General features: G+C 67.7%; 18 protein-coding genes. 11 read left to right on the plus strand and 7 right to left on the minus strand.

Annotation, left to right across the window (positions count from 1 at the left end):
• Window positions 1–66: 66 nt before the first annotated feature.
• The 3 genes from RYM47_RS14880 to RYM47_RS14890 all read left to right on the plus strand — a co-directional run bounded on the left by RYM47_RS14880 (window position 67) and on the right by RYM47_RS14890 (window position 3,961).
• A complete protein-coding gene (locus RYM47_RS14880; protein ID WP_315388841.1) occupies window positions 67–837 on the plus strand; it encodes an RNA methyltransferase in 771 nt (256 codons plus the stop codon).
• A 62-nt stretch (window positions 838–899) separates the two neighbouring features.
• A complete protein-coding gene (locus tag RYM47_RS14885) occupies window positions 900–1,838 on the plus strand; it encodes a phosphate/phosphite/phosphonate ABC transporter substrate-binding protein (protein ID WP_315388842.1) in 939 nt (312 codons plus the stop codon).
• Window positions 1,835–3,961: an EAL domain-containing protein gene (locus RYM47_RS14890; RefSeq protein WP_315388823.1), complete on the plus strand. Its 2,127-nt coding sequence runs from the start codon at window positions 1,835–1,837 to the stop codon at window positions 3,959–3,961. Before RYM47_RS14885 ends, RYM47_RS14890 begins: the two co-directional genes overlap by 4 nt.
• 9 nt (window positions 3,962–3,970) lie before the next feature.
• Here the strand turns inward: RYM47_RS14890 and epmB are convergent, their stop codons facing one another.
• The gene (gene epmB / locus RYM47_RS14895) at window positions 3,971–4,975 is read right to left on the minus strand and encodes an EF-P beta-lysylation protein EpmB (protein ID WP_315388824.1); all 1,005 of its coding nucleotides are present in this window, start codon (window positions 4,973–4,975) and stop codon (window positions 3,971–3,973) included.
• A 93-nt stretch (window positions 4,976–5,068) separates the two neighbouring features.
• Between epmB and efp the strand changes: the two genes are divergently transcribed.
• From efp to RYM47_RS14920, 5 genes are all read left to right on the plus strand, one after another.
• Complete coding sequence (gene efp, locus RYM47_RS14900; RefSeq protein WP_315388825.1) at window positions 5,069–5,638, plus strand: elongation factor P; 570 nt, start codon at window positions 5,069–5,071, stop codon at window positions 5,636–5,638.
• Between the two features lie 79 nt (window positions 5,639–5,717).
• Window positions 5,718–7,061 carry a TRZ/ATZ family hydrolase gene (locus tag RYM47_RS14905; RefSeq protein ID WP_315388826.1) on the plus strand — a complete coding sequence of 448 codons (1,344 nt, stop codon included), beginning with the start codon at window positions 5,718–5,720 and terminating at the stop codon, window positions 7,059–7,061.
• A gap of 24 nt (window positions 7,062–7,085) precedes the next feature.
• A complete protein-coding gene (gene ubiG, locus RYM47_RS14910; RefSeq protein WP_315388827.1) occupies window positions 7,086–7,817 on the plus strand; it encodes a bifunctional 2-polyprenyl-6-hydroxyphenol methylase/3-demethylubiquinol 3-O-methyltransferase UbiG in 732 nt (243 codons plus the stop codon).
• Window positions 7,810–8,511 (plus strand): phosphoglycolate phosphatase, encoded by a 702-nt coding sequence (locus RYM47_RS14915; RefSeq protein WP_315388828.1) that lies wholly within the window; start codon window positions 7,810–7,812, stop codon window positions 8,509–8,511. The genes ubiG and RYM47_RS14915 overlap by 8 nt, the downstream gene beginning before the upstream one ends.
• Window positions 8,508–9,215, plus strand: coding sequence for a squalene/phytoene synthase family protein (locus RYM47_RS14920; RefSeq protein WP_315388829.1), 708 nt, complete (start codon window positions 8,508–8,510; stop codon window positions 9,213–9,215). Before RYM47_RS14915 ends, RYM47_RS14920 begins: the two co-directional genes overlap by 4 nt.
• Before the next feature lie 15 nt (window positions 9,216–9,230).
• Here RYM47_RS14920 and RYM47_RS14925 read toward each other — a convergent pair whose 3' ends face one another.
• From RYM47_RS14925 to yidD, 3 genes are read right to left on the minus strand one after another with little or no spacing between them, the layout of a single operon-like run.
• Window positions 9,231–10,076: a M23 family metallopeptidase gene (locus tag RYM47_RS14925; RefSeq protein ID WP_315388830.1), complete on the minus strand. Its 846-nt coding sequence runs from the start codon at window positions 10,074–10,076 to the stop codon at window positions 9,231–9,233.
• Window positions 10,076–11,422, minus strand: coding sequence for a dihydroorotase (locus tag RYM47_RS14930; protein ID WP_315388831.1), 1,347 nt, complete (start codon window positions 11,420–11,422; stop codon window positions 10,076–10,078). Before RYM47_RS14930 ends, RYM47_RS14925 begins: the two co-directional genes overlap by 1 nt.
• A gap of 1 nt (window position 11,423) precedes the next feature.
• The gene (yidD, locus tag RYM47_RS14935) at window positions 11,424–11,678 is read right to left on the minus strand and encodes a membrane protein insertion efficiency factor YidD (protein ID WP_315388832.1); all 255 of its coding nucleotides are present in this window, start codon (window positions 11,676–11,678) and stop codon (window positions 11,424–11,426) included.
• Between the two features lie 248 nt (window positions 11,679–11,926).
• Here yidD and dksA point away from each other — a divergent pair, with 248 nt between their 5' ends.
• A complete protein-coding gene (dksA, locus tag RYM47_RS14940; protein WP_315388833.1) occupies window positions 11,927–13,117 on the plus strand; it encodes an RNA polymerase-binding protein DksA in 1,191 nt (396 codons plus the stop codon).
• Window positions 13,118–13,619: 502 nt separating this feature from the next.
• Here the strand turns inward: dksA and RYM47_RS14945 are convergent.
• Genes RYM47_RS14945 through cysS form a run of 3 tightly spaced genes read right to left on the minus strand, consistent with a single transcriptional unit; the run spans window position 13,620 to window position 16,734 of the window.
• Entirely contained in the window at window positions 13,620–14,873 is a 1,254-nt protein-coding gene (locus RYM47_RS14945; RefSeq protein ID WP_315388834.1) for an MFS transporter, read from the minus strand.
• Window positions 14,870–15,313, minus strand: coding sequence for a SufE family protein (locus tag RYM47_RS14950; RefSeq protein ID WP_315388835.1), 444 nt, complete (start codon window positions 15,311–15,313; stop codon window positions 14,870–14,872). The genes RYM47_RS14945 and RYM47_RS14950 overlap by 4 nt, the downstream gene beginning before the upstream one ends.
• A gap of 50 nt (window positions 15,314–15,363) precedes the next feature.
• A complete protein-coding gene (cysS, locus tag RYM47_RS14955; protein ID WP_315388836.1) occupies window positions 15,364–16,734 on the minus strand; it encodes a cysteine--tRNA ligase in 1,371 nt (456 codons plus the stop codon).
• 195 nt (window positions 16,735–16,929) lie between these two features.
• On the opposite strand from cysS, the gene RYM47_RS14960 reads away from it, so the two are divergent.
• Together RYM47_RS14960 and RYM47_RS14965 are read left to right on the plus strand one after the other, a co-directional pair.
• Complete coding sequence (locus RYM47_RS14960) at window positions 16,930–17,493, plus strand: hypothetical protein (RefSeq protein ID WP_315388837.1); 564 nt, start codon at window positions 16,930–16,932, stop codon at window positions 17,491–17,493.
• 284 nt (window positions 17,494–17,777) lie between these two features.
• On the plus strand, window positions 17,778–18,339 hold a 562-nt coding region (locus RYM47_RS14965; protein WP_315388838.1), incomplete at its 3' end, for an N-acetylornithine carbamoyltransferase.

The following is an 18,339-nucleotide window of genomic DNA, read 5'->3' on the forward strand; positions in this document are numbered from 1 at the left end:
TTCCGGCGCAAAGGCCGGCCGCACAGTTTACCATTTGTGACTGTCCTGCTCGCGTTTGGCCTGTTCATGTCCGCACAATCCGTTCAATCCCGTATCCGATTCGTCCTCGTGGGCACCCAGCACCCCGGCAACATGGGCGCTGCCGCCCGTGCCATGAAGACCATGGGGCTGGGCCGGCTGGTGCTGGTCGCGCCGGAGAAGCCGCTGGATGAAGAGGCCTTCCGCCGCTCGGCCGGCGCCGAAGACGTGCTCGGCGACGCGCCGGTGGTGGCCACCCTGGCCGAAGCCGTGGCCGACTGCCGGCTGGTGTTGGGCTGCACGGCGCGTGCCCGCCGCGTCCAGCTGGAGGAGCTGCTGCCCGCCGTGGCCGCCCAGCGCGGGCTGGCCAAGGCCGCCGAGGAAGAGGGCGAAGTGGCCTTCGTGTTCGGCCGCGAGCGCACCGGCCTCACCAATGAGGAGCTGCAGCTGTGTCATCTGGCGGTGCACATTCCCGCGAATCCGGAGTTCAGCTCGCTGAACTTGGCTGCCGCCGTGCAGGTACTGGCCTACGAACTGCGCATGGCCAGCCTCGGCGGCGTTGAAGCCGCCGCGCCGGCCGATCCTGAACACCGTGAACAGCCGGCCAGCCACGCCCAGGTCGAAGGCCTGTTCGGCCAGCTCGGCCAGACCCTGGACGAAATCGACTTCCACAAGGGCCGTGCGCCGGATTCGGCGATGCGCAAACTGCGCCGCCTGTTCCTGCGTTCCGAACTCAGTGAACAGGAAGTGCGCCTGCTGCGCGGCATCCTCGCCGATGCCCAGCGGATGGCCCGCCTGGCGAACGCCAAGCCCGAATGACCTGACGCACGTCTCACTTTTTCGGGTAGGCTGTGGCCATTCCTTGGGGGGAGCGAATGGGATTGCCGGTACTGCGATGGCTGTTGCAGGGAGGGTTGCTGTGTCTGGGCATCATCGCGATGACCGGAACCGCCGCCGCCGACCCTGACGACGCCGGCCCTGACCACGTCCTCGTGCTGGGCCGGATCAGCGACAATCCCAAGTCACACTATGCGCAACTGCAACCCCTGCTCGACTACGTCGTCCCGCGCATGCGCGACGTCGGCATCACCGAAGGCCGCATCCTGATGGCACCGGATGCGCAGCAGATGGCCAGCTACCTCCGGCGTGGCCGGGTCGACTGGGTCACAGAAACCGCCGGCACCGCCGTGGCGCTGGGCCTGCGCAGCGGCGCCGAGCCCCTGCTGCTCACCGAACGTAGCGGCGTACGCGACTACCAGACCGTATTCTTCGTCCGCCGCGAGAGCCCGATCACCTCGCTGGCCGACCTCAAGGGCCATACCCTGGCCCTGCAGAACGTGGCCTCCACCAGCGCCTACCTGGTGCCGGTGATGACCCTGTTGCAGAACGGACTGACCCCGGAGATCCTGTTGTCCGCGCGCGACGCGGCCGCCCCGGACACCGTGGGCTATGTGTTCGCACGCTCGGAGGCGAACATTGCCACCTACGTGCACAAAGGCGTGGTCGACGCCGGCGCCGTGAGCAGCGTCGACTGGAATGACGAACATCGCATTCCGACCACGTTCCGGCGCGATTTCCGCGTCATTCTCCGCACCGAGCCGTACCCGCGTGCGGTGGAAGTGGTGCGGTCGGGGCTGGACCCGAAGGTGCGCGATCGCCTGCAGCAGGTGCTGCTGGATGCCGCCTCGGATCCGCAGGCGCAGGACGCGCTGGAAAAGTTTTTTGGTACATCCGGGTTCCATCGGGTCGATGCGCAGATGCAGCACCGTTTGGATGAATTGAAACAGGGTCTTACACGCGTGCGGATGGAAGTGGAATGAGGCCGTTGGGTTCCGGAATGCAGTCCCGTTTCGTATTGGCGATGGGCGGGGCGATGGTGGTGGTGGTGGCGATCGTCGCCGTGGTGCTGGGGCGCCAGGCCGCGATGCAGGATGAGGTCAAGAACCTCAGCGGCAGCGTCATCCATGAACTGTTCGACCGCAGCGTGCGCAGCCGGGGCGAGGCCCTGGCGCGCGAGCTGTCCGACGCGCTGGCCAATCCGCTCTATTACAACGACCTGGCCCAGGTCGGTGCGCTGGTGCGCAATACCTCGCGGCAGCAGGTGGTGCGCTATGTGCTGGTGTTCGACGAAGACGGCAAGCTGATCCACGACGGCAGCACCGAGGTGATCGACTTCGGCAAGACCATGCAGGACCCGTTGGCGCCCGGCGCGGTCGCCGCGCGCAAGCTGGTGGTGCAGGAATCGCCCAAGGTGCTCGACAACGCGATGCCGATCATGGTCGGCAACCAGCGCATCGGCGGGGTCCGCGTCGGCATGGCGCTGGACGACGTGCAGGCCATGGAGCAGCGTGCCAACACCACGCTCGGCGAGCGCCTGCAGCAGGTCGGCAAGCGCCACCTCGGCTGGCTGCTGCTGATGCTCGGCCTGCTGCTGGCGATCGGGGTGGTGGTCATCGTTTACGTGCAGCGCACCCTGGTCGGTCCGATCCGCGGGCTGGCCGCTGCCGCGCGCCAGATCGAAGCCGGCGACTACCGCCCCCAGCTCAGCCATAACAGTCGCCAGGACGAAGTGGGTGAGCTGGTCCGCGCGTTCGGCCGGATGAGCGAAGCGATTGCCCGGCATGACCGCGAAGTGCGGCATATGGCCTACACCGACGCACTGACCGGGCTGACCAACCGGCTGGCCTTCCGCGAGGCGCTGGACCACCGGTTGATGGCCGCGCGCGCCTCCGGACACCGCCTGGGCCTGCTGTTCGCCGACATGGACGACTTCAAGCGGGTCAACGACACCCTGGGCCACGAGGCCGGCGACGAGGCGCTGCTGCAGTTCGCGCAGCGGATCAGTGCGGCGGTGGCGCAGGCGGGTGGCGATGAAGCGCTGCTGGCGCGGTTTGGTGGCGACGAGTTCGTGATCCTGATCGGCGAGGGCGACGTCGCTGCAGGGGCGCGCCAGCTGGCCGAACTACTGGTGCGCGAGCTGAGCAAGCCGCTGGTGGTGCAGGGCAGGGAACTGTTCCTGGGCACCTCGATCGGCGTCACCCTGTTCCCGGACGATGCTGCCGACGCGACCACCCTGCTGAAGAATGGCGACATCGCCATGTACCAGGCCAAGGTCGCCGGCAAGAACTGTTACCGCTATTACAGCCGGGCCATGGACCATGCGGTGGAGCGCCGCGTGCACATGGAGCAGGAGCTGCGCGGCGCGTGGGAGCGCGGCGAGCTGCGCCTGGTCTACCAGCCGATCTTCCGCACCCGCGACCGCCGCATGGTCGGCGTGGAAGTGCTGCTGCGCTGGCAGCACCCGACCCTGGGCACCATTCCGCCGTCGGTGTTCATCGAAGTGGCCGAACAGAGCGGCCTGATCGAAGTGATCGGGCCCAAGGTGCTGCGCGCGGCGTGCATGGAAGCGGTGCAATGGCCGCATTCGGTCGACGGCGAAGGCATGTTCGTGTCGGTCAACGTGTCGCCGCGTCAGCTGCGCGGTGGCGAGCTGCCGGCGCTGGTGGCCGACTGCCTGCGCGACACCGGCCTGCCGGCCTCGCGCCTGCACCTGGAGCTGACCGAAACCGCGGTGATCGGCGATGAGATGCTGGCCGCGGCGCTGCTGGACAAGCTGCACCGCACCGGTGTGAAGGTATGGCTGGACGACTTCGGCACCGGCTTCTCCGGCCTGAGCCATCTGCGCCAGGTGCCTGTGGACGGGGTCAAGATCGACAAGAGCTTCGTCGCCGACATGCAGCGCGACCCGGACGACCTGGCCTTGACCACCGCGATCATCGCGATGGCGCATGCCTTGGGGATCACGGTGGTGGCCGAGGGTATCGAGCAGGAAGTGCAGTTCGACCTGCTGAGCCAGCGCGGCTGCGATCTGGCGCAGGGTTATTGGCTGAGCGTGCCGATCACTGCGACCGAGGTCGTGGAGATGATTGAATCGGGGCGGTGATGGGCCCGGTTACACCGGGCGCTTGCTGACATCGCCGGAAATCTCGCGCACCAGTTTCGGCACCAGATACCCCGACAACCGCGCCGTCAGCTGTGCATGCAACGCCTTGGCCGTGGCATCGTCCACCTCGAAATGCGCCACGCCCTGCACCCGGTCGACCTGGTACAGGTAATACGGCAGCACGCCCGCAGCGAAACTGCGTTCGCTCAGGTCCTGCAACGCTTCCAGCGAGTCGTTCACCCCGCGCAGCAATACCGCCTGGTTGAGCAGGGTGGCACCGGCGCCACGCAGGCGCGCCATCGCTGCGTCCACCGCAGCATCGAACTCATTGGCGTGGTTGGCATGGATCACGAACGCCACCGGCCACGGCAACCCCGCGATCCACTGCACCAGTTCGTCATCCACGCGCTCGGGCAGCACCACCGGCAGGCGGCTGTGGATGCGCAACCGGCGCAGGTGCGGAATCTGCTTCAGCGCCTGGGTCAGCTCCACCAGCTTGTGTGTCGCCAGCGACAGCGGGTCGCCACCGGACAGGATCACCTCGTCGATCCCCGGGTCCTGTGCAATGGCATCCACCGCCTCGCGCCAGCCCTCGCGCGCCGCGTTTTCGGTGCCGTAGTCGAAATGGCGGCGGAAGCAGTAGCGGCAGTTGATCGCGCAGCTGCCGGTGGTCACCAGCAGGGCCCGGCCGTGGTACTTCTGGATCACCCCGGTGGCCTTGCGTGCCAGCCCGTCGCCCACCGCATCCAGCGTGAAGCCGGGCGCGTGCTGCAGCTCGTCGGTCACCGGCAGGACCTGGCGCAGCAACGGGTCGTGGCGGTCGCCCTTGCGCATCCGGGCGATGAAGCCCTGCGGCACGCGCACCGCGAACTGTGCGGCCGCCTCGGCAGAGATCGGCAGCGCGTCCGGGTCCAGCCCCAGCTGGTCCAGCAGGGCCCGCGGGTCGCGGACCGCCTCGCGCCACAGCTGCTGCCAGCGGACGGGGGTGGGCAGGGGCGTGGCGGAAAGCTGCATGGAATGGGGGCCTGCGGTTATCATAGGGAAAGCCTTTCCATTCTATCCGGCTCGCCGCGCCCGCGCGGCGTTTGCCCATTCAGGAGTTTCAGCATGGCCACTGTTGGCATGAACGACGTCAAGAACGGGATGAAGATCCTGGTCAACAATGAACCGGCAGTCATCACCGAGACCGAGTACGTCAAGCCGGGCAAGGGCCAGGCCTTCACCCGCATGAAGTACCGCTTCATCAAGTCGGGCCGCGTGGTCGAAATGACCATGAAGGCGACCGATGACGTGGAGAAGGCCGACGTTGTCGACACCAACATGAACTACATGTACACCGACGGCGAGTACTGGCACTTCATGGACCCGGAGTCCTTCGAGCAGGTCCAGGCCACCAAGGCCGGCATGGGCGGCGCCGAGAAGTGGCTGAAGGGCGAAGAGTCCTGCGTGGTCACCCTGTGGAACGGTGAGCCGATCTTCGTGCAGCCGCCGAACTTCGTCGAACTGAAGATCACCGAAACCGATCCGGGCGTCCGTGGCGACACCTCGGGCGGCGGCGGCAAGCCGGCCACCCTGGAAACCGGCGCCGTGGTCCGCGTGCCGCTGTTCGTCAACCAGGATGAAATCATCAAGGTCGACACCCGCTCGGGCGAATACTCCGCACGCGCAGGCAAGTAAGGAAGTGCCGGGCTCTGCCCGGCCTGCCACCCGTAGCGCCGGGCCCTGCCCGGCGTTGCGCTATCAGAAGCGAGACCGCATGACCGACACCCCCCGCATTCCCGAACCCTGTGACCTGCTGATCGAAGCCGGCTACGTGGTCCCGATCGAACCGCATGCGGTGGTGCTGGAAGACCATGCCGTGGCCGTGCGCGGCAGCGAGATCGTCGCGATCCTGCCGCGTGCCGAAGCGCGCGCGCGCTTTGCCGCCCGCCAGGTGGTCTCGCGCCCGGAGGCGGCGCTGATGCCCGGCCTAGTCAACGCGCACACCCACAACCCGATGACCCTGCTGCGCGGCGTTGCCGACGACCTGCCACTGATGGTGTGGCTGCAGCAGCACATCTGGCCGGTGGAAGCGGCGGTGATCGGCCCCGAATTCGTTGCCGACGGTACCACCCTGGCCATCGCCGAGATGCTGCGCGGCGGCACCACCTGCGCCAACGAGAACTACTTCTTCGGCGACGTGCAGGCCGCGGTCTACAAGAAGCACGGTTTCCGCGCGCTGGTCGGCGCGGTCATCATCGATTTCCCCACCGCCTGGGCCAAGACCGACGACGAGTACTTCGCCAAGGCCGGTGAACTGCATGACCAGTGGCGCACTGATCCGCTGATCGGCACCGCGTTCGCGCCGCATGCGCCGTACACCGTCAACGATGCCAACTTCGAGCGGGTGCGGATGCTGTCCGACCAGCTCGACATGCAGGTGCACCTGCACACCCACGAGACCGCGCAGGAAATCACCGATTCGATCAAGTTGCACGGCCAGCGCCCGCTGGCGCGGCTGGATCGCCTCGGCCTGGTCAACGACCGCCTGATCGCGGTGCACATGACCCAGCTGACCGATGCGGAAATCCACCTGTGCGCCGAGCGTGGTGTCAGCGTGGTGCATTGCCCGGAATCGAACCTGAAGCTGGCCTCCGGTTTCTGCCCGGCCTGCGCCCTGCAGCGTGCTGGCGTGAACCTGGCGATAGGCACCGACGGCTGCGCCAGCAACAATGACCTGGACATGTTCAGCGAGAACCGCACCGCGGCGATCCTGGCCAAGGCCGTGGCCGACGATGCGACCGCGCTGGACGCGGCCACCACGCTGCGCGCCTCCACCCTGGGCGGTGCCCGCGCGCTGGGCTTCGGCGAGCGCATCGGCTCGATCGAAGTCGGCAAGCAGGCCGACCTGGTCTGCGTCGACCTGTCGGCGCTGGAAACCCAGCCGCTGCACAACGTGCTGTCGCAGCTGGTGTACGCCACCGGCCGCCAGCAGGTCAGCGACGTCTGGATCGCCGGCAAGCCGAAGCTGGTGCAGCGCGAGCTGGTCGGCATGGACCTGCCGGGCATCATCGCCAACGCGCGCCAGTGGCGCGAGCGCATCCGTCATATCCGCGCCTGATCCCTGGCGCCGCAAGGACCCCTCATGACTGCCCCCCACGCTTCCTCCAATTTCGATCAGGCCGAGCTGGACAAGTTCGCCGCGCTGGCCAACCGCTGGTGGGACGCTGACGGCCCGCAGAAGCCGCTGCACGCACTGAATCCGGTACGCCTGAAGTACGTGGCCGACCGCGTGCCGCTGCGCGGCGCACGCGTGCTCGACATCGGTTGCGGTGGCGGCCTGTTGAGCGAAGCGCTGGCCCAGGCCGGTGCGGACGTCACCGCCATCGACCTGGCCCCGGAGCTGGTCAAGGTCGCGCGCCTGCATGCGCTGGAAAGCGGCGCCAAGGTCGACTACCGGGTGCAGGCCGCCGAGGATCTGGCCGCCGAGCAGCCGGGCAGCTTCGATGTGGTCACCTGCATGGAAATGCTGGAGCACGTGCCGGACCCGGGCGCGATCATCGCCGCCTGCCACCGCCTGCTCAAGCCCGGTGGCCAGTTGTTCCTGTCCACGATCAACCGTACCCCGGCCGCGTTCGCAGTGGCCATTGTCGGCGCCGAGTACGTCGCGCGCCTGCTGCCCAAGGGCACGCACCATTACCAGGACTTCATCAAGCCGGCCGAACTCGGCCGGTGGCTGCGCGACGCGGACTTCAACCTCCGTGACGTCAGCGGCATGGCTTACGAACCGTGGCGCAACCGCGCGCGGCTGAGTTCGCGCACCGACATCAACTACCTGGCCCATGCGGTCAAGCCGGAAGTCAGCGCCGGTGTCTGAGATCGCTTCGACCGCTGCGGCATTTCCGGCCGCCGTGCTGTTCGACCTGGACGGTACGCTGCTGGACAGCGCGCCGGACATGCTGGCCACCGCCAACGCCATGCTGGACGCGCGCGGTCGCCCGCCGATCACGCTGGACGCATTGCGCCCGGTCGTCTCCAAGGGCGCCCGTGCGATGGTCTCGGTCGCGTTCCCCGAGCTGGAGCAAGCGCCGCGCGACGCGCTGATTCCCGAATTCCTGCAGCGCTATGAAGCGCTGATCGGCCAGCACGCGGTGCTGTTCGACGGCGTGGCCGGCATGCTGGAAGCGCTGGAAGCGGCCGGCTGCGTGTGGGGCATCGTCACCAACAAGCCCGAGTACCTGGCACGGCTGATCCTGCCGCAGCTGGGCTGGGAAACGCGCTGCGCGGTGCTGATCGGCGGTGACACGCTGGCCCAGCGCAAGCCGCATCCGTTGCCGCTGCTGGCCGCCGCCGAGCGCATGCAGATCGCGCCGGGGACCTGCATCTACGTGGGCGACGACGAGCGCGACATCGTCGCCGCCAATGCCGCCGGCATGGCCTCGGTCGCCGCGCTGTGGGGCTATCGCCTCGACGAAGACAACCCGCTGGCCTGGGGAGCCGAGGTCATGGTCGAACAGCCTGCCGAGCTGCAGCGTGCGCAGGCGTGGCCGGCTGCAAGGAACCCGCAATGACGACCTCTACTGCCCTCGACAGCTTCCTCGACAAATGGCGCACGCGCTGGCCGGAATGGCAGGTGGCCGAACCGTTCGTGCCCGAAGCCCAGCGCACCCTGGTGGTGGCCTGGTTCTCGCTGCTGCAGGAGTTCGACGACATCCTCAACACCAGCGGCGACCCGATGCCGGCCGACGCCAAGCTGGCGTGGTGGGGCGAAGAACTGCGCAGTTGGGCCGCGCAGCGCTCGCGGCATCCGCTGGGGCGGCTGCTGGAGCCGGTGCGCGCGCCTTGGGGCGAACTGGCACAGGCGCTGCCGGACCTGATTGAAGCCCGCGCCGTACCGGTCGACCCGGCCCAGGCGCAACGCGCGCTGCAGGCCTATGGCGCGGCGGTGGCAGCGGTGGAAGCGGTGATGTTCGAGACCCCGGTGCGTGGTGATGTCGCCACCCCGGTGGTGCTGCAGACCCTCGCCCAGCGCCTGCACGAAGCCGGCGTCGCCGCCGTGCCGCGCTCGCTGCTGGCCGACGACGACGGCAACGCCAAACAGCGATGGGGCCAGCAGCTGCTGCGCCACTGGCCCGCCCGCGTCGCCGGCCCACGTCCGCGCCGCCTGTACGCCTCGCTGGCGCGCACACGCCTGCAGGCGTGGTCGCAGGGGCAGGAGCTCAAAGCGACGCCAGTACGCACCCTGCTGCGCACCTGGTGGGCCGCTCGGGGCTAATGCGACGCGCCGGAATTATTTCCCGCGCTCCAGCACCAACAACGGGTCAATCCGCGTGTCGAACCAGTTCATGCCCCAATGCAGGTGCGGGCCGGTCGCGCGGCCGGTTGCGCCGACCGCGGCAATCACCTGGCCCTGTTCGACCCGGTCGCCGACCTTTACGTCGATCCGCGACAGGTGCAGGAAATTCGAGCTGATCCCGAACCCGTGGTCGAGCAGCAGCGTGCCGCCGGTCAGATACAGATCCGGGCCCGCAAACGTCACCACGCCTGCGGCAGGTGCCTTCACCGGCGTGCCGGTCGGCACCGCGATGTCCATGCCGGAATGACCCGAGCCCGGCTGGCCGTTGTACACCCGCGCATTGCCGAAGCGACCGCTGATCCGACCCTGCACCGGCCAGATGAAGGCCTGCGCGAAATCGGCGCGGTTGTCGTCGCGCGCACGCGCGGCGGTGACCTGCGCCTGTTCGCGCTTGATCCGTTCGGCAATCGCCGGCGGCGGGTTCACCGTCTTGGGCGGCACGCCGTTGACGCGCTCCACCGGCCAGTCGCGCGGGGTCACCGCGATGCTCACGGTTTCGCTGCCACCATCCGGCCGCTGCACGTCTACCTGCAGCGGTCCATTGGCGTCGCGACCGATCCCGAACACCACGCTGCCATAGCCGCTCACCCGCAGCGTGCGCCCGTCATAGCGGACCACGCTGCCGGCCGGCACCTTGCCGATCACCATCGCGCCCTGCGAGGCGCTGGCCGGGAACACCACGCGCGCATCGGCCTGCGCCACGGCAGGCGAGGGCAGCAGGCCGAGCAGCGCGACCGGGGCCAGCGCGAGCAGGCCCAGGCCCAGTACACGTGCCCGCATCAGCGGTCGTAGCTCATGCGCTGGCCGTTCGGCGCGCCCACCAGCTGGGTGCCGTCCCAGGCCAGCTGGCCGTTGACCCAGGTCGAGGCGATCCGCGAGCGGAAGGTCATGCCCTCGAACGGCGACCAGCCGCACTTGGACAGCACGTCTTCGCGCTTCACGGTGAACGGCACGTCTTCCACCAGCACCAGATCGGCCCAGTAGCCTTCGCGCAGGTAGCCGCGCTGGCTCACGTCGAACAGCTGGGCCGGGGCGTGCGCGAACTTCTGCACGACCTGCGTGATCTCCAGCTTGCCTTCATGCACCAGTTCCAGTGCCGCCACCAGCGCGTACTGCACCAGCGGCAGGCCCGACGGCGCCTGCGGGTAGGGCTTCTGCTTTTCCTCCCAGGTGTGCGGGGCGTGGTCGGTGGCGAGTACGTCGATCACGTCCTCGGCCACCGCGCGGGTCAGCGCCTCGCGGTCGCTGGCTTCCTTGATCGCCGGGTTGCACTTGATCAGGTTGCCCAGCCGCGCGTAATCGCTGCGGTCGAAACGCAGGAAGTGGATGCAGGTTTCGGCGGTGATCTGCTTGCGGCTGCCGTCGGCGCGGACCAGCGGACCCTTTTCGAACAGCGACAGCTCATCGGCGGTGGAGATGTGCAGCACATGCAGGCGGGTGCCGTGCTTCTTCGCCAGCGACACGGCCAGCACCGACGACTTCAGGCAGGCCTCGCGCGAACGGATGTCCGGGTGCTGCTCGGCGCTCAGGGCATCGCCGTACTTCTCGGCATACACCTTGGCGTTGGCGTCGATCATCGGCGTGTCTTCGCAGTGCGTGATGATCGGGGTCGGCGCGAACTTGAAGATCGCGTCCAGCGTTTCCGGATTGTCGACCAGCATGTTGCCGGTGGAGGCGCCCATGAACACCTTGACCCCCGGCGTGGTCAGCGGGTCGATCAGCTTGATGTCGGCCAGGTTGTCATTGCTGGCGCCCATGTAGAACCCGTAGTTGGCGCGCGCGCGACCGGCGGCGGCGTCGTACTTGGCCTGCAGCGCGGCGGCGTTGAGGGTTGGCGGGTTGGTGTTGGGCATGTCCATGAAGCTGGTCAGGCCCCCGGCCACGGCGGCGGCCGACTCGGTGGCCATGTCGCCCTTCTGGGTCAGGCCGGGTTCGCGGAAATGGACCTGGTCGTCGATCATGCCGGGCAGCAGCCAGCGCCCGGCCGCGTCGACCACGTTGTCGCCGTCCTGCGGCTGCAGGCCGCTGCCGATCTGCGCGATGCGGCCGTTTTCGATGCGCAGGTCGCCGTTGAAGACGCGGCCTTCGTTGACCATGCGGGCGTTGACGATGAGCGTGGAGGGCATTTCAGTGTTTTCCTGTGCAGCGGCAATCGGCGCGCGTGGTGCGCGGCGGCACCTCGTCAACGCCACCGGGATGGAAGGGATGGCAGCGCCCCAGCCGGCGCGCGGCCAGCCAGCTGCCGCGTGCGGGGCCATGCGTGGCGATGGCCTGCATGGCGTATTCAGAACAACTGGGCACGAACCGGCAGCGCGGCCCGAGCAGGGGGCTGATGAAGCGCTTGTAGAAGCGCAACAGGGCGATGAGCAGGTGGGAGATCACCCCCCAATCTTAGAGCAGTTGGCATGAAGGCCGCATTTGTCGCAGGATGGGGTGTTGGACCCGTCCGCGCGCAGGCGCGGCGGGCCGCCCCGGCGCCATCGCCGGGTCAGGTTCCGAACTGCGCAGCTCGGGAACCCCCGCCATGCTCCAGGCCTGAACGGAGTGGGTGAAGAGGTTGCTGCTGCTGGTCGGGTAGGCTATAAAGGCCCGCTTTCCCGGGCCCCGGGGAAACCAAGGAAGAGCGTTTCGTGGCTGCTAAAAAAATTGCAAAGAAGGCCGTCAAGGCCGCCAAGAAAACCGCCAAGCCCGTTGTAAAGAAGTTGGCGGCCAAGCCTGTTGCCAAAAAACCGGCCGCCAAGCCGGCACCTGCGAAGAAGTCGGCCGCCAAGGCGCCGGCCAAGCCGGTGAAGAAGGCGGTTGCCAAAAAGCCGGTGGCCAAGGCGCCCGCGAAGAAGGCCGCGCCGAAGCCGGTCGCCAAGCCTGTCGCAAAGAAGGCCGTCGCCAAGACTGCAGCAGCCAGGAAGCCGGTCGCCAAGACCCCGGTGAAAAAGGCCGCCGCACCCGCCAGCAAGACCACGGCCAAGAAAACGACCCCACCGGCGGCCAAGTCCGCGCCGGTGAAAAAGGCGGCTGCCAAGCCTGCACCGGCCAAGCCGGCCAGCAAGCCCGCCGCCACCAAGCCGGCTGCCAAGCCGGTTGCAGCACCCGTAGTGAAGTCCGCACCGAAGCCGGCACCGCCGGCGCCGGCCAAGTCTGTCCCGGCCAAGGCCGCGGCCAAGCCTGCTCCCGCTCCGGCCGCTGCGCCGAAGAAGGTAGCGGCTGCCCCCGCGCCGAAGGCCCCGCAAAACAAGAATCCCGTGCCCGTTTCGAAATCGCCTGCAAAAACTCCCGTGAAATCCGAATCCGCTCCCAAGCCCGTGTCGCGTCCGGTTGGCAAGGTCGCCGTGGCCGTGGCCGCCCGTTCGGCTGCACCGGCCCCGCGCACCAAGGTGAAAGTGGTGGAATACAAGACCGACGAGGCCACTGGCCGTCCGATCCTGCCGGCCGGCTACAAGCCGAGCGCGGAAGAGGAGTACATGAGCGCGCTGCAGCTGGAGTACTTCCGCCAGCGCCTGCAGACCTGGCGCAATGAGCTGATCGAAGAATCCAAGCAGACCATCGCCAACCTGCAGGAAGAAGTGCGCGACATCGGCGACGAAGCCGAGCGCGCCACCCGTGAGACCGAAAACTCGCTGGAACTGCGCACTCGCGATCGTTACCGCAAGCTGATCTCCAAGATCAACAGCACGCTCAAGCGCCTGGAAGACGGCGAGTACGGCTACTGCGTCGACACCGGCGAAGAAATCGGCCTGGACCGCCTCGAAGCGCGTTTGACCGCCGAACGCACCATCGACGCCCAGGAACGTTGGGAACACATGCAGAAGCAGCAGGGCGACTGATTGCCGCGCTGAACTGATGCACACGAAAAACCCGGCCTCGGCCGGGTTTTTTGTTGGTCGCCGAAAGCAGCGTTTCAATTCATACGTGCAGGGGCGGCCGCCGGGCAGCCCCGCTCCGAGACACGCCGTGAACCCATCCATGGGGGCTGCTAGAAAACAACCATGTTTTCTAGCGTCTCTCCGGGGGCTACCCGGCGGCCGCCCCCATACATGGTCGCGAGGCGGTGAGAAAGAGCAGCCGGGCAGAGCCCGGCGTTACGCGTCTCCCTTGGCCTCCGACGCGCTATCGCGGGGCCGGCGGGTGGGGGGTACGGGACCGTGAAGGCACATGGATGTGCCGCCCGAGCCTAACGGGAGATTCAAGGCGTGTCCCGTACCCCCCGCCCGCCGGTCCCACACCAGGGAACGTCTCAGCCGAGGGCTGTTCGCCTGAATCCAACAGCAGCCGGGCAGGGCCCGGCTCTACCGGAACGCCCGCAATCTGGTGCAAAGGGGCTCCCTGCTACTGCAGGTCGCGCAGATTCAACCGCCGCAGGGTCGGATTCTTCCAGGCCGTAATCCCGGCCACGCTCAACACCGCGAAACCGCCCAGCACCACCGCCGGGACCAGGCCCAGGAACTTCGCCATGGTGCCCGCATAGAACGCGCCCAGTTCGTTCGACGAACTGATGAAGATGCCGTTGATCGACGACACCCGACCGCGCATTTCCTCCGGCGTGGCCAGCTGCAGGATCGTCGAGCGGATCACCACCGACACCCCGTCGAAGGCCCCGTAGAACAGCAGGATCACCGCCGACAGCCAGAAGCTGTGCGACAGCCCGAAGCCGATGACGCACAGGCCGAACCCGGCCACCGCGAACAACAGCACCCGCCCCGCGTGGCGCTGCAGCGGCCGCCGCGCCAGCCACAGGCCCACGCACACCGAGCCCAGCGCCGGCGCCGCGCGCAGGATGCCCAGACCTTCCGGACCGTGGTGCAGGATCTCGTGCAGGAACGCCGGCAGCATCGCCACCACCCCGCCCAGCAGCACCGAGAACATGTCCAGCGCCATCGCCCCGACCATGATCCGGTTGCCCAGCACGAAGCGGCCGCCCTCCGCGATGCTCTTGAAGATCGGCGCGGCCGGACCGGTGTGCACCGGCTCGGACACGCGCAACGTTGCCAGGCAGCCCAGCGCGGCCAGCGCCGCCACTACCGCCACCCCATACGACAGGCTCTTGCCGCCCCAGGCCACCAGCAGCCCGCCCAGCGCCGGGCCCACCACCATGCCCGCCTGGAACACCACCGACCCCAGCCCCGCGCCACGCGCGAACTGGTGTCGTTCCAGCACCCGCGCAAACAGCGCGTTGTAGATCGGCGACAGGAACGCCCGGACCATGCCCGTCATCGCCACCGCCGCATAGATCGGCCACACACCGTTGAACGGCAGCCAGCCCTCGGCCACCGCCGTCAGCACTACCGCGGTCAGCACCAGCCCGCTGCACGCCACCATGCCCAGATTCCGGCGCGGCAGGTGGTCCACCAGGTAGCCCGCAAACGGCGCCACGCAGAAGAACGGCAGCACCTCGGCCAGCCCGACCAGGCCCAGCGAGAACGGATTGCGGGTGACTTCGTAGATATGCCAGCCGACCGTGACCGCCACGATCTGGTAGGACAGCATCGCCAGGATCCGGTACGCCAGCAGCAGTGAAAAGCCCGGGCGGCGCAGCAGGCCCAGCGCGCTTTCGGCGGGCTCGGACGGGGCAGGGGAACTCACGACGCCGACTGCGCCACTGCGGTCTCACGGATGAACGCCAGCATCGCCGCCACCCCGTTGCTGCGGGTCGGCGACAGGTGCCGCGACAGCCCGATGTCCTGGATGTAGGTCGGCTCCGTGGCCAGGATCTCCGCCGCCGAGCGCCCCGAGTACCCCCGCAGCGCCAGGTAGATCAGGCCCGAGACGATCGCCGAATCGCTGATCGCATGGAAGCGCAGCGCATCCGCGTTGCCCTCCGGCACGATCCACACCATCGACTGGCAGCCGAGCAGTCGGTGCTCCTCGGTCTTCCATTCTTCCGGGAAGGCGGGCAGTTTGCGGCCCAGGTCGATCAGGTACTGGTAGCGCTCCGACCAGTCGCCGAAGAACGCGAACTCTTCGGCAATGGCGGCCTGCGCCTCGGCAGCAGTGGCTTCAATGGGGAACGGGGAGTCGATCACAGCAATCTCTACAAAAGTGGGTAGCACCCGACCGCTGGTCGGGTGGCTTCTTATCGCTTGCGCGACCAGCGCACGCCCTGCGCGGTGTCTTCCAGCACGATGCCTTCCTCGTCCAGCTGCCGGCGCAGCGCGTCGGCCCCGGCGAAATCGCGCGCCGCCTTGGCCGCGCTGCGGTCGTCGATCAGCGCCTGGATGCGCGCGTCATCGTCGGCGTCGCCGCCACTGGTGCCGAACCACGCGGCGGGGTCCTGCTGCAGCAGGCCCAGTGCCTGCCCGGCACCCAGCAGGGCCGACTTCAGGGCGGCCTTGTCCGAGCCCTCGGCACGGCGCGCCTCGCCGGCCAGGCGGGCCAGTTCGGCCAGCGCCTGCGGGGTATTGAGGTCGTCATCCAGCGCCGCCTCGATCTCGGCCGGAATGGCCGGGGTCGCGGCCACGTCGGCAAGGTCGCGCAGGGTGCCGTACAGCCGGTCCAGGGTGCGCACCGACTGCTCGATCAGCGCATCGGACCAGTCCAGCGGCTGCCGGTAGTGGGCCGACAACAGCGCATAGCGCAGCGCCTCCGGCGCATGCTGGCGGACCAGGTCGTGGACCCGTTCGATATTCCCGATCGACTTGCTCATCTTGGCGCCGCCGAAGTTGAGCATGCCGTTGTGCAGCCAGAACCGGGCGAAGGTCTGCCCGCCGTGCGCGCACTCGCTCTGCGCGATCTCGTTCTCATGGTGCGGGAACTGCAGGTCCACGCCGCCGGCATGGATGTCGATGGTCGGCCCCAGATGGGCCGCGGCCATCGCCGAGCATTCGATATGCCAGCCCGGACGGCCCCGGCCCCAGGGCGAGTCCCAACCCGGCAGGTCGTCGCTGGAGGGCTTCCACAGCACGAAATCGCCCGGGTCGCGCTTGTACGGCGCCACGTCCACCCGGGCGCCGGCCAGCATCTCCTCCGGATCGCGGTTGGACAGCTTGCCGTAGCCGGCAAACGAAGCCACCGCGAACAGCACGTGGCCCTCGGCAGCGTAGGCATGGTCGGCGGCGATCAGCTGCTCGATCATCGCGATGATCTGCGGGATGTGCGCGGTGGCTTCCGGCTCGATGTCCGGCGGCACCACGCTCAGCGCGGCCATGTCTTCCCGGTAGGCGGCGGCAAAACGATCGGTGATCGTCGAAATCGGCACCGCCTGCTCGCGCGCGGCCGTGTTGATCTTGTCGTCCACGTCGGTGATGTTGCGGGCGTAGCGCAGCCCGCCGAAGCGGCGCCGCAGCAGGTCGGCCAGCACCCCGAACACCACCGGCCCGCGCGCGTTGCCGATATGGACGTAGTTGTAGACCGTAGGGCCGCACACATACAGGGTCGGACAGGTCGGATCGAGCGGGGTGAACGGTTCGAGCTGGCGTGTCAGGTTGTTGTGCAGGCGCAGGGTCATGGGGGCGTAGGGCCGGGTGGAGTAGGGGCAAGCCTTCGATTTTAGATCACATCGGCCGCCTGCGGCGCTCCGGCGGCGGGGCGGGGTCGGAATCGGTCCCTCCGGGATGGGCAGATGCGTCGCGGACGGGTAATGTTCAGCCCCTTGTGCCTTTCACTGCCTAAACTATCCCCCTTGTCCCCAATCCTGTTGCCAATGAAATCCGCTTCGTTGCTGACCCTGACCTGCCTGTTGGGTAGCGCCGCCTCCGTGGCGTGCGCCCAGGAAGCCGAGGTCCGTAACCGGGTGGTGATCGTGGAGAACGTCAAGTTCGACTACGCGCAGGTGTTGAATGTGGAACCGGTGTTCCAGACCTTGCGGGCCACCCGCACCGAAGAACATTGCGAGCCGGTCTCGACCCGGACCCTGGCCCCGGTCAACGTCACCGGTGAAGAGCCGCAGGAAGAGAAGGGCCGGTTCGGCCGTTTCATGGATTCGGTCCGCTCGATCTTCAAGCGTGAAGACGGCAGCACCGAGGAAGAGATGGCCCCGGTGGCCGAGGCCCCGGCCAGCAACAACGGCCCGCTGCTGACCCGCGACTGCCGGATCATCCCGGTCGGGCGCGAGTTCCGCCGGCCGATCGCCTATGACGTCGATTACGTCTACAAGGGCACCAAGTACCGCTCGCGGCTGCCTGAAGACCCCGGCAACCGGCTCAAGATCCGGGTGTCCATTACCCCCTGGGTCGGCCCCGAGCAGGCCAGCGCCGCCAATCCGTGACCCCGGGTGTTGCGCACACCCCCAGCGCATGCAAAGATGGGCGGCCATGAAACTCACCGACTTCCAGCACGACACCAGCGCCGCCCGTATGGCTACGGGCATGACGTCTCGTGCCCGCCGACCGGAACCCCACATCTTCGCTGGGTAACCGGAGCTTCGTGCTGTCTGTTCGGAAAACCCAGCCTCCCGGCTGGGTTTTTTCGTTTCTACGTTCTGAAAAGTTTCATCTGTACGTTTTTTCCATTGTCCCTTTCCTCTAAACGCCCGCCTCAAAGGATCACCCGATGTCCCTGAAGCACTTCCTGAACACCCAGGACTGGAGCCGCCCCGAACTCGATGCCCTGCTGACCCAGGCCGCATTGTTCAAGCGCAACAAGCTGGGCGATCAGCTCAAGGGCAAGTCCATTGCCCTGGTGTTCTTCAACCCGTCCATGCGTACCCGCACCAGCTTCGAGCTGGGCGCGTTCCAGCTGGGCGCGCATGCGGTGGTGCTGCAACCGGGCAAGGACGCGTGGCCGATCGAGTTCAACCTGGGCACCGTGATGGACGGCGACACCGAAGAGCACATCGCCGAAGTGGCCAAGGTGCTCGGCCGCTACTGCGACATCATTGCCGTGCGCGCCTTCCCGAAGTTCGTGGACTGGGCCTATGACCGCCAGGACATCGTGCTCAACAGCTTCGCGAAGTACTCGCCGGTGCCGGTGATCAACATGGAAACCATCACCCACCCGTGCCAGGAACTGGCCCACGTGATGGCGCTGCAGGAACACTTCGGCACCCAGGACCTGCGCGGCAAGAAGTACGTGCTGACCTGGACCTACCACCCCAAGCCGCTGAACACCGCCG

Origin of the sequence: uncultured Stenotrophomonas sp. (assembly GCF_963519125.1) — a bacterium.
In the GTDB taxonomy this organism is placed as follows: domain Bacteria; phylum Pseudomonadota; class Gammaproteobacteria; order Xanthomonadales; family Xanthomonadaceae; genus Stenotrophomonas.

Coding starts and splice junctions, on each gene's coding strand:
- RYM47_RS14880 (WP_315388841.1), top strand. CDS start 67: ATGTCCGCACAATCCGTTCAATCCCGTATCCGATTCGTCCTCGTGGGC.
- RYM47_RS14890 (WP_315388823.1), top strand. CDS start 1,835: ATGAGGCCGTTGGGTTCCGGAATGCAGTCCCGTTTCGTATTGGCGATG.
- epmB (WP_315388824.1), bottom strand. CDS start 4,975: ATGCAGCTTTCCGCCACGCCCCTGCCCACCCCCGTCCGCTGGCAGCAG.
- efp (WP_315388825.1), top strand. CDS start 5,069: ATGGCCACTGTTGGCATGAACGACGTCAAGAACGGGATGAAGATCCTG.
- RYM47_RS14905 (WP_315388826.1), top strand. CDS start 5,718: ATGACCGACACCCCCCGCATTCCCGAACCCTGTGACCTGCTGATCGAA.
- ubiG (WP_315388827.1), top strand. CDS start 7,086: ATGACTGCCCCCCACGCTTCCTCCAATTTCGATCAGGCCGAGCTGGAC.
- RYM47_RS14920 (WP_315388829.1), top strand. CDS start 8,508: ATGACGACCTCTACTGCCCTCGACAGCTTCCTCGACAAATGGCGCACG.
- RYM47_RS14925 (WP_315388830.1), bottom strand. CDS start 10,076: ATGCGGGCACGTGTACTGGGCCTGGGCCTGCTCGCGCTGGCCCCGGTC.
- RYM47_RS14930 (WP_315388831.1), bottom strand. CDS start 11,422: ATGCCCTCCACGCTCATCGTCAACGCCCGCATGGTCAACGAAGGCCGC.
- cysS (WP_315388836.1), bottom strand. CDS start 16,734: ATGACCCTGCGCCTGCACAACAACCTGACACGCCAGCTCGAACCGTTC.
- RYM47_RS14960 (WP_315388837.1), top strand. CDS start 16,930: ATGAAATCCGCTTCGTTGCTGACCCTGACCTGCCTGTTGGGTAGCGCC.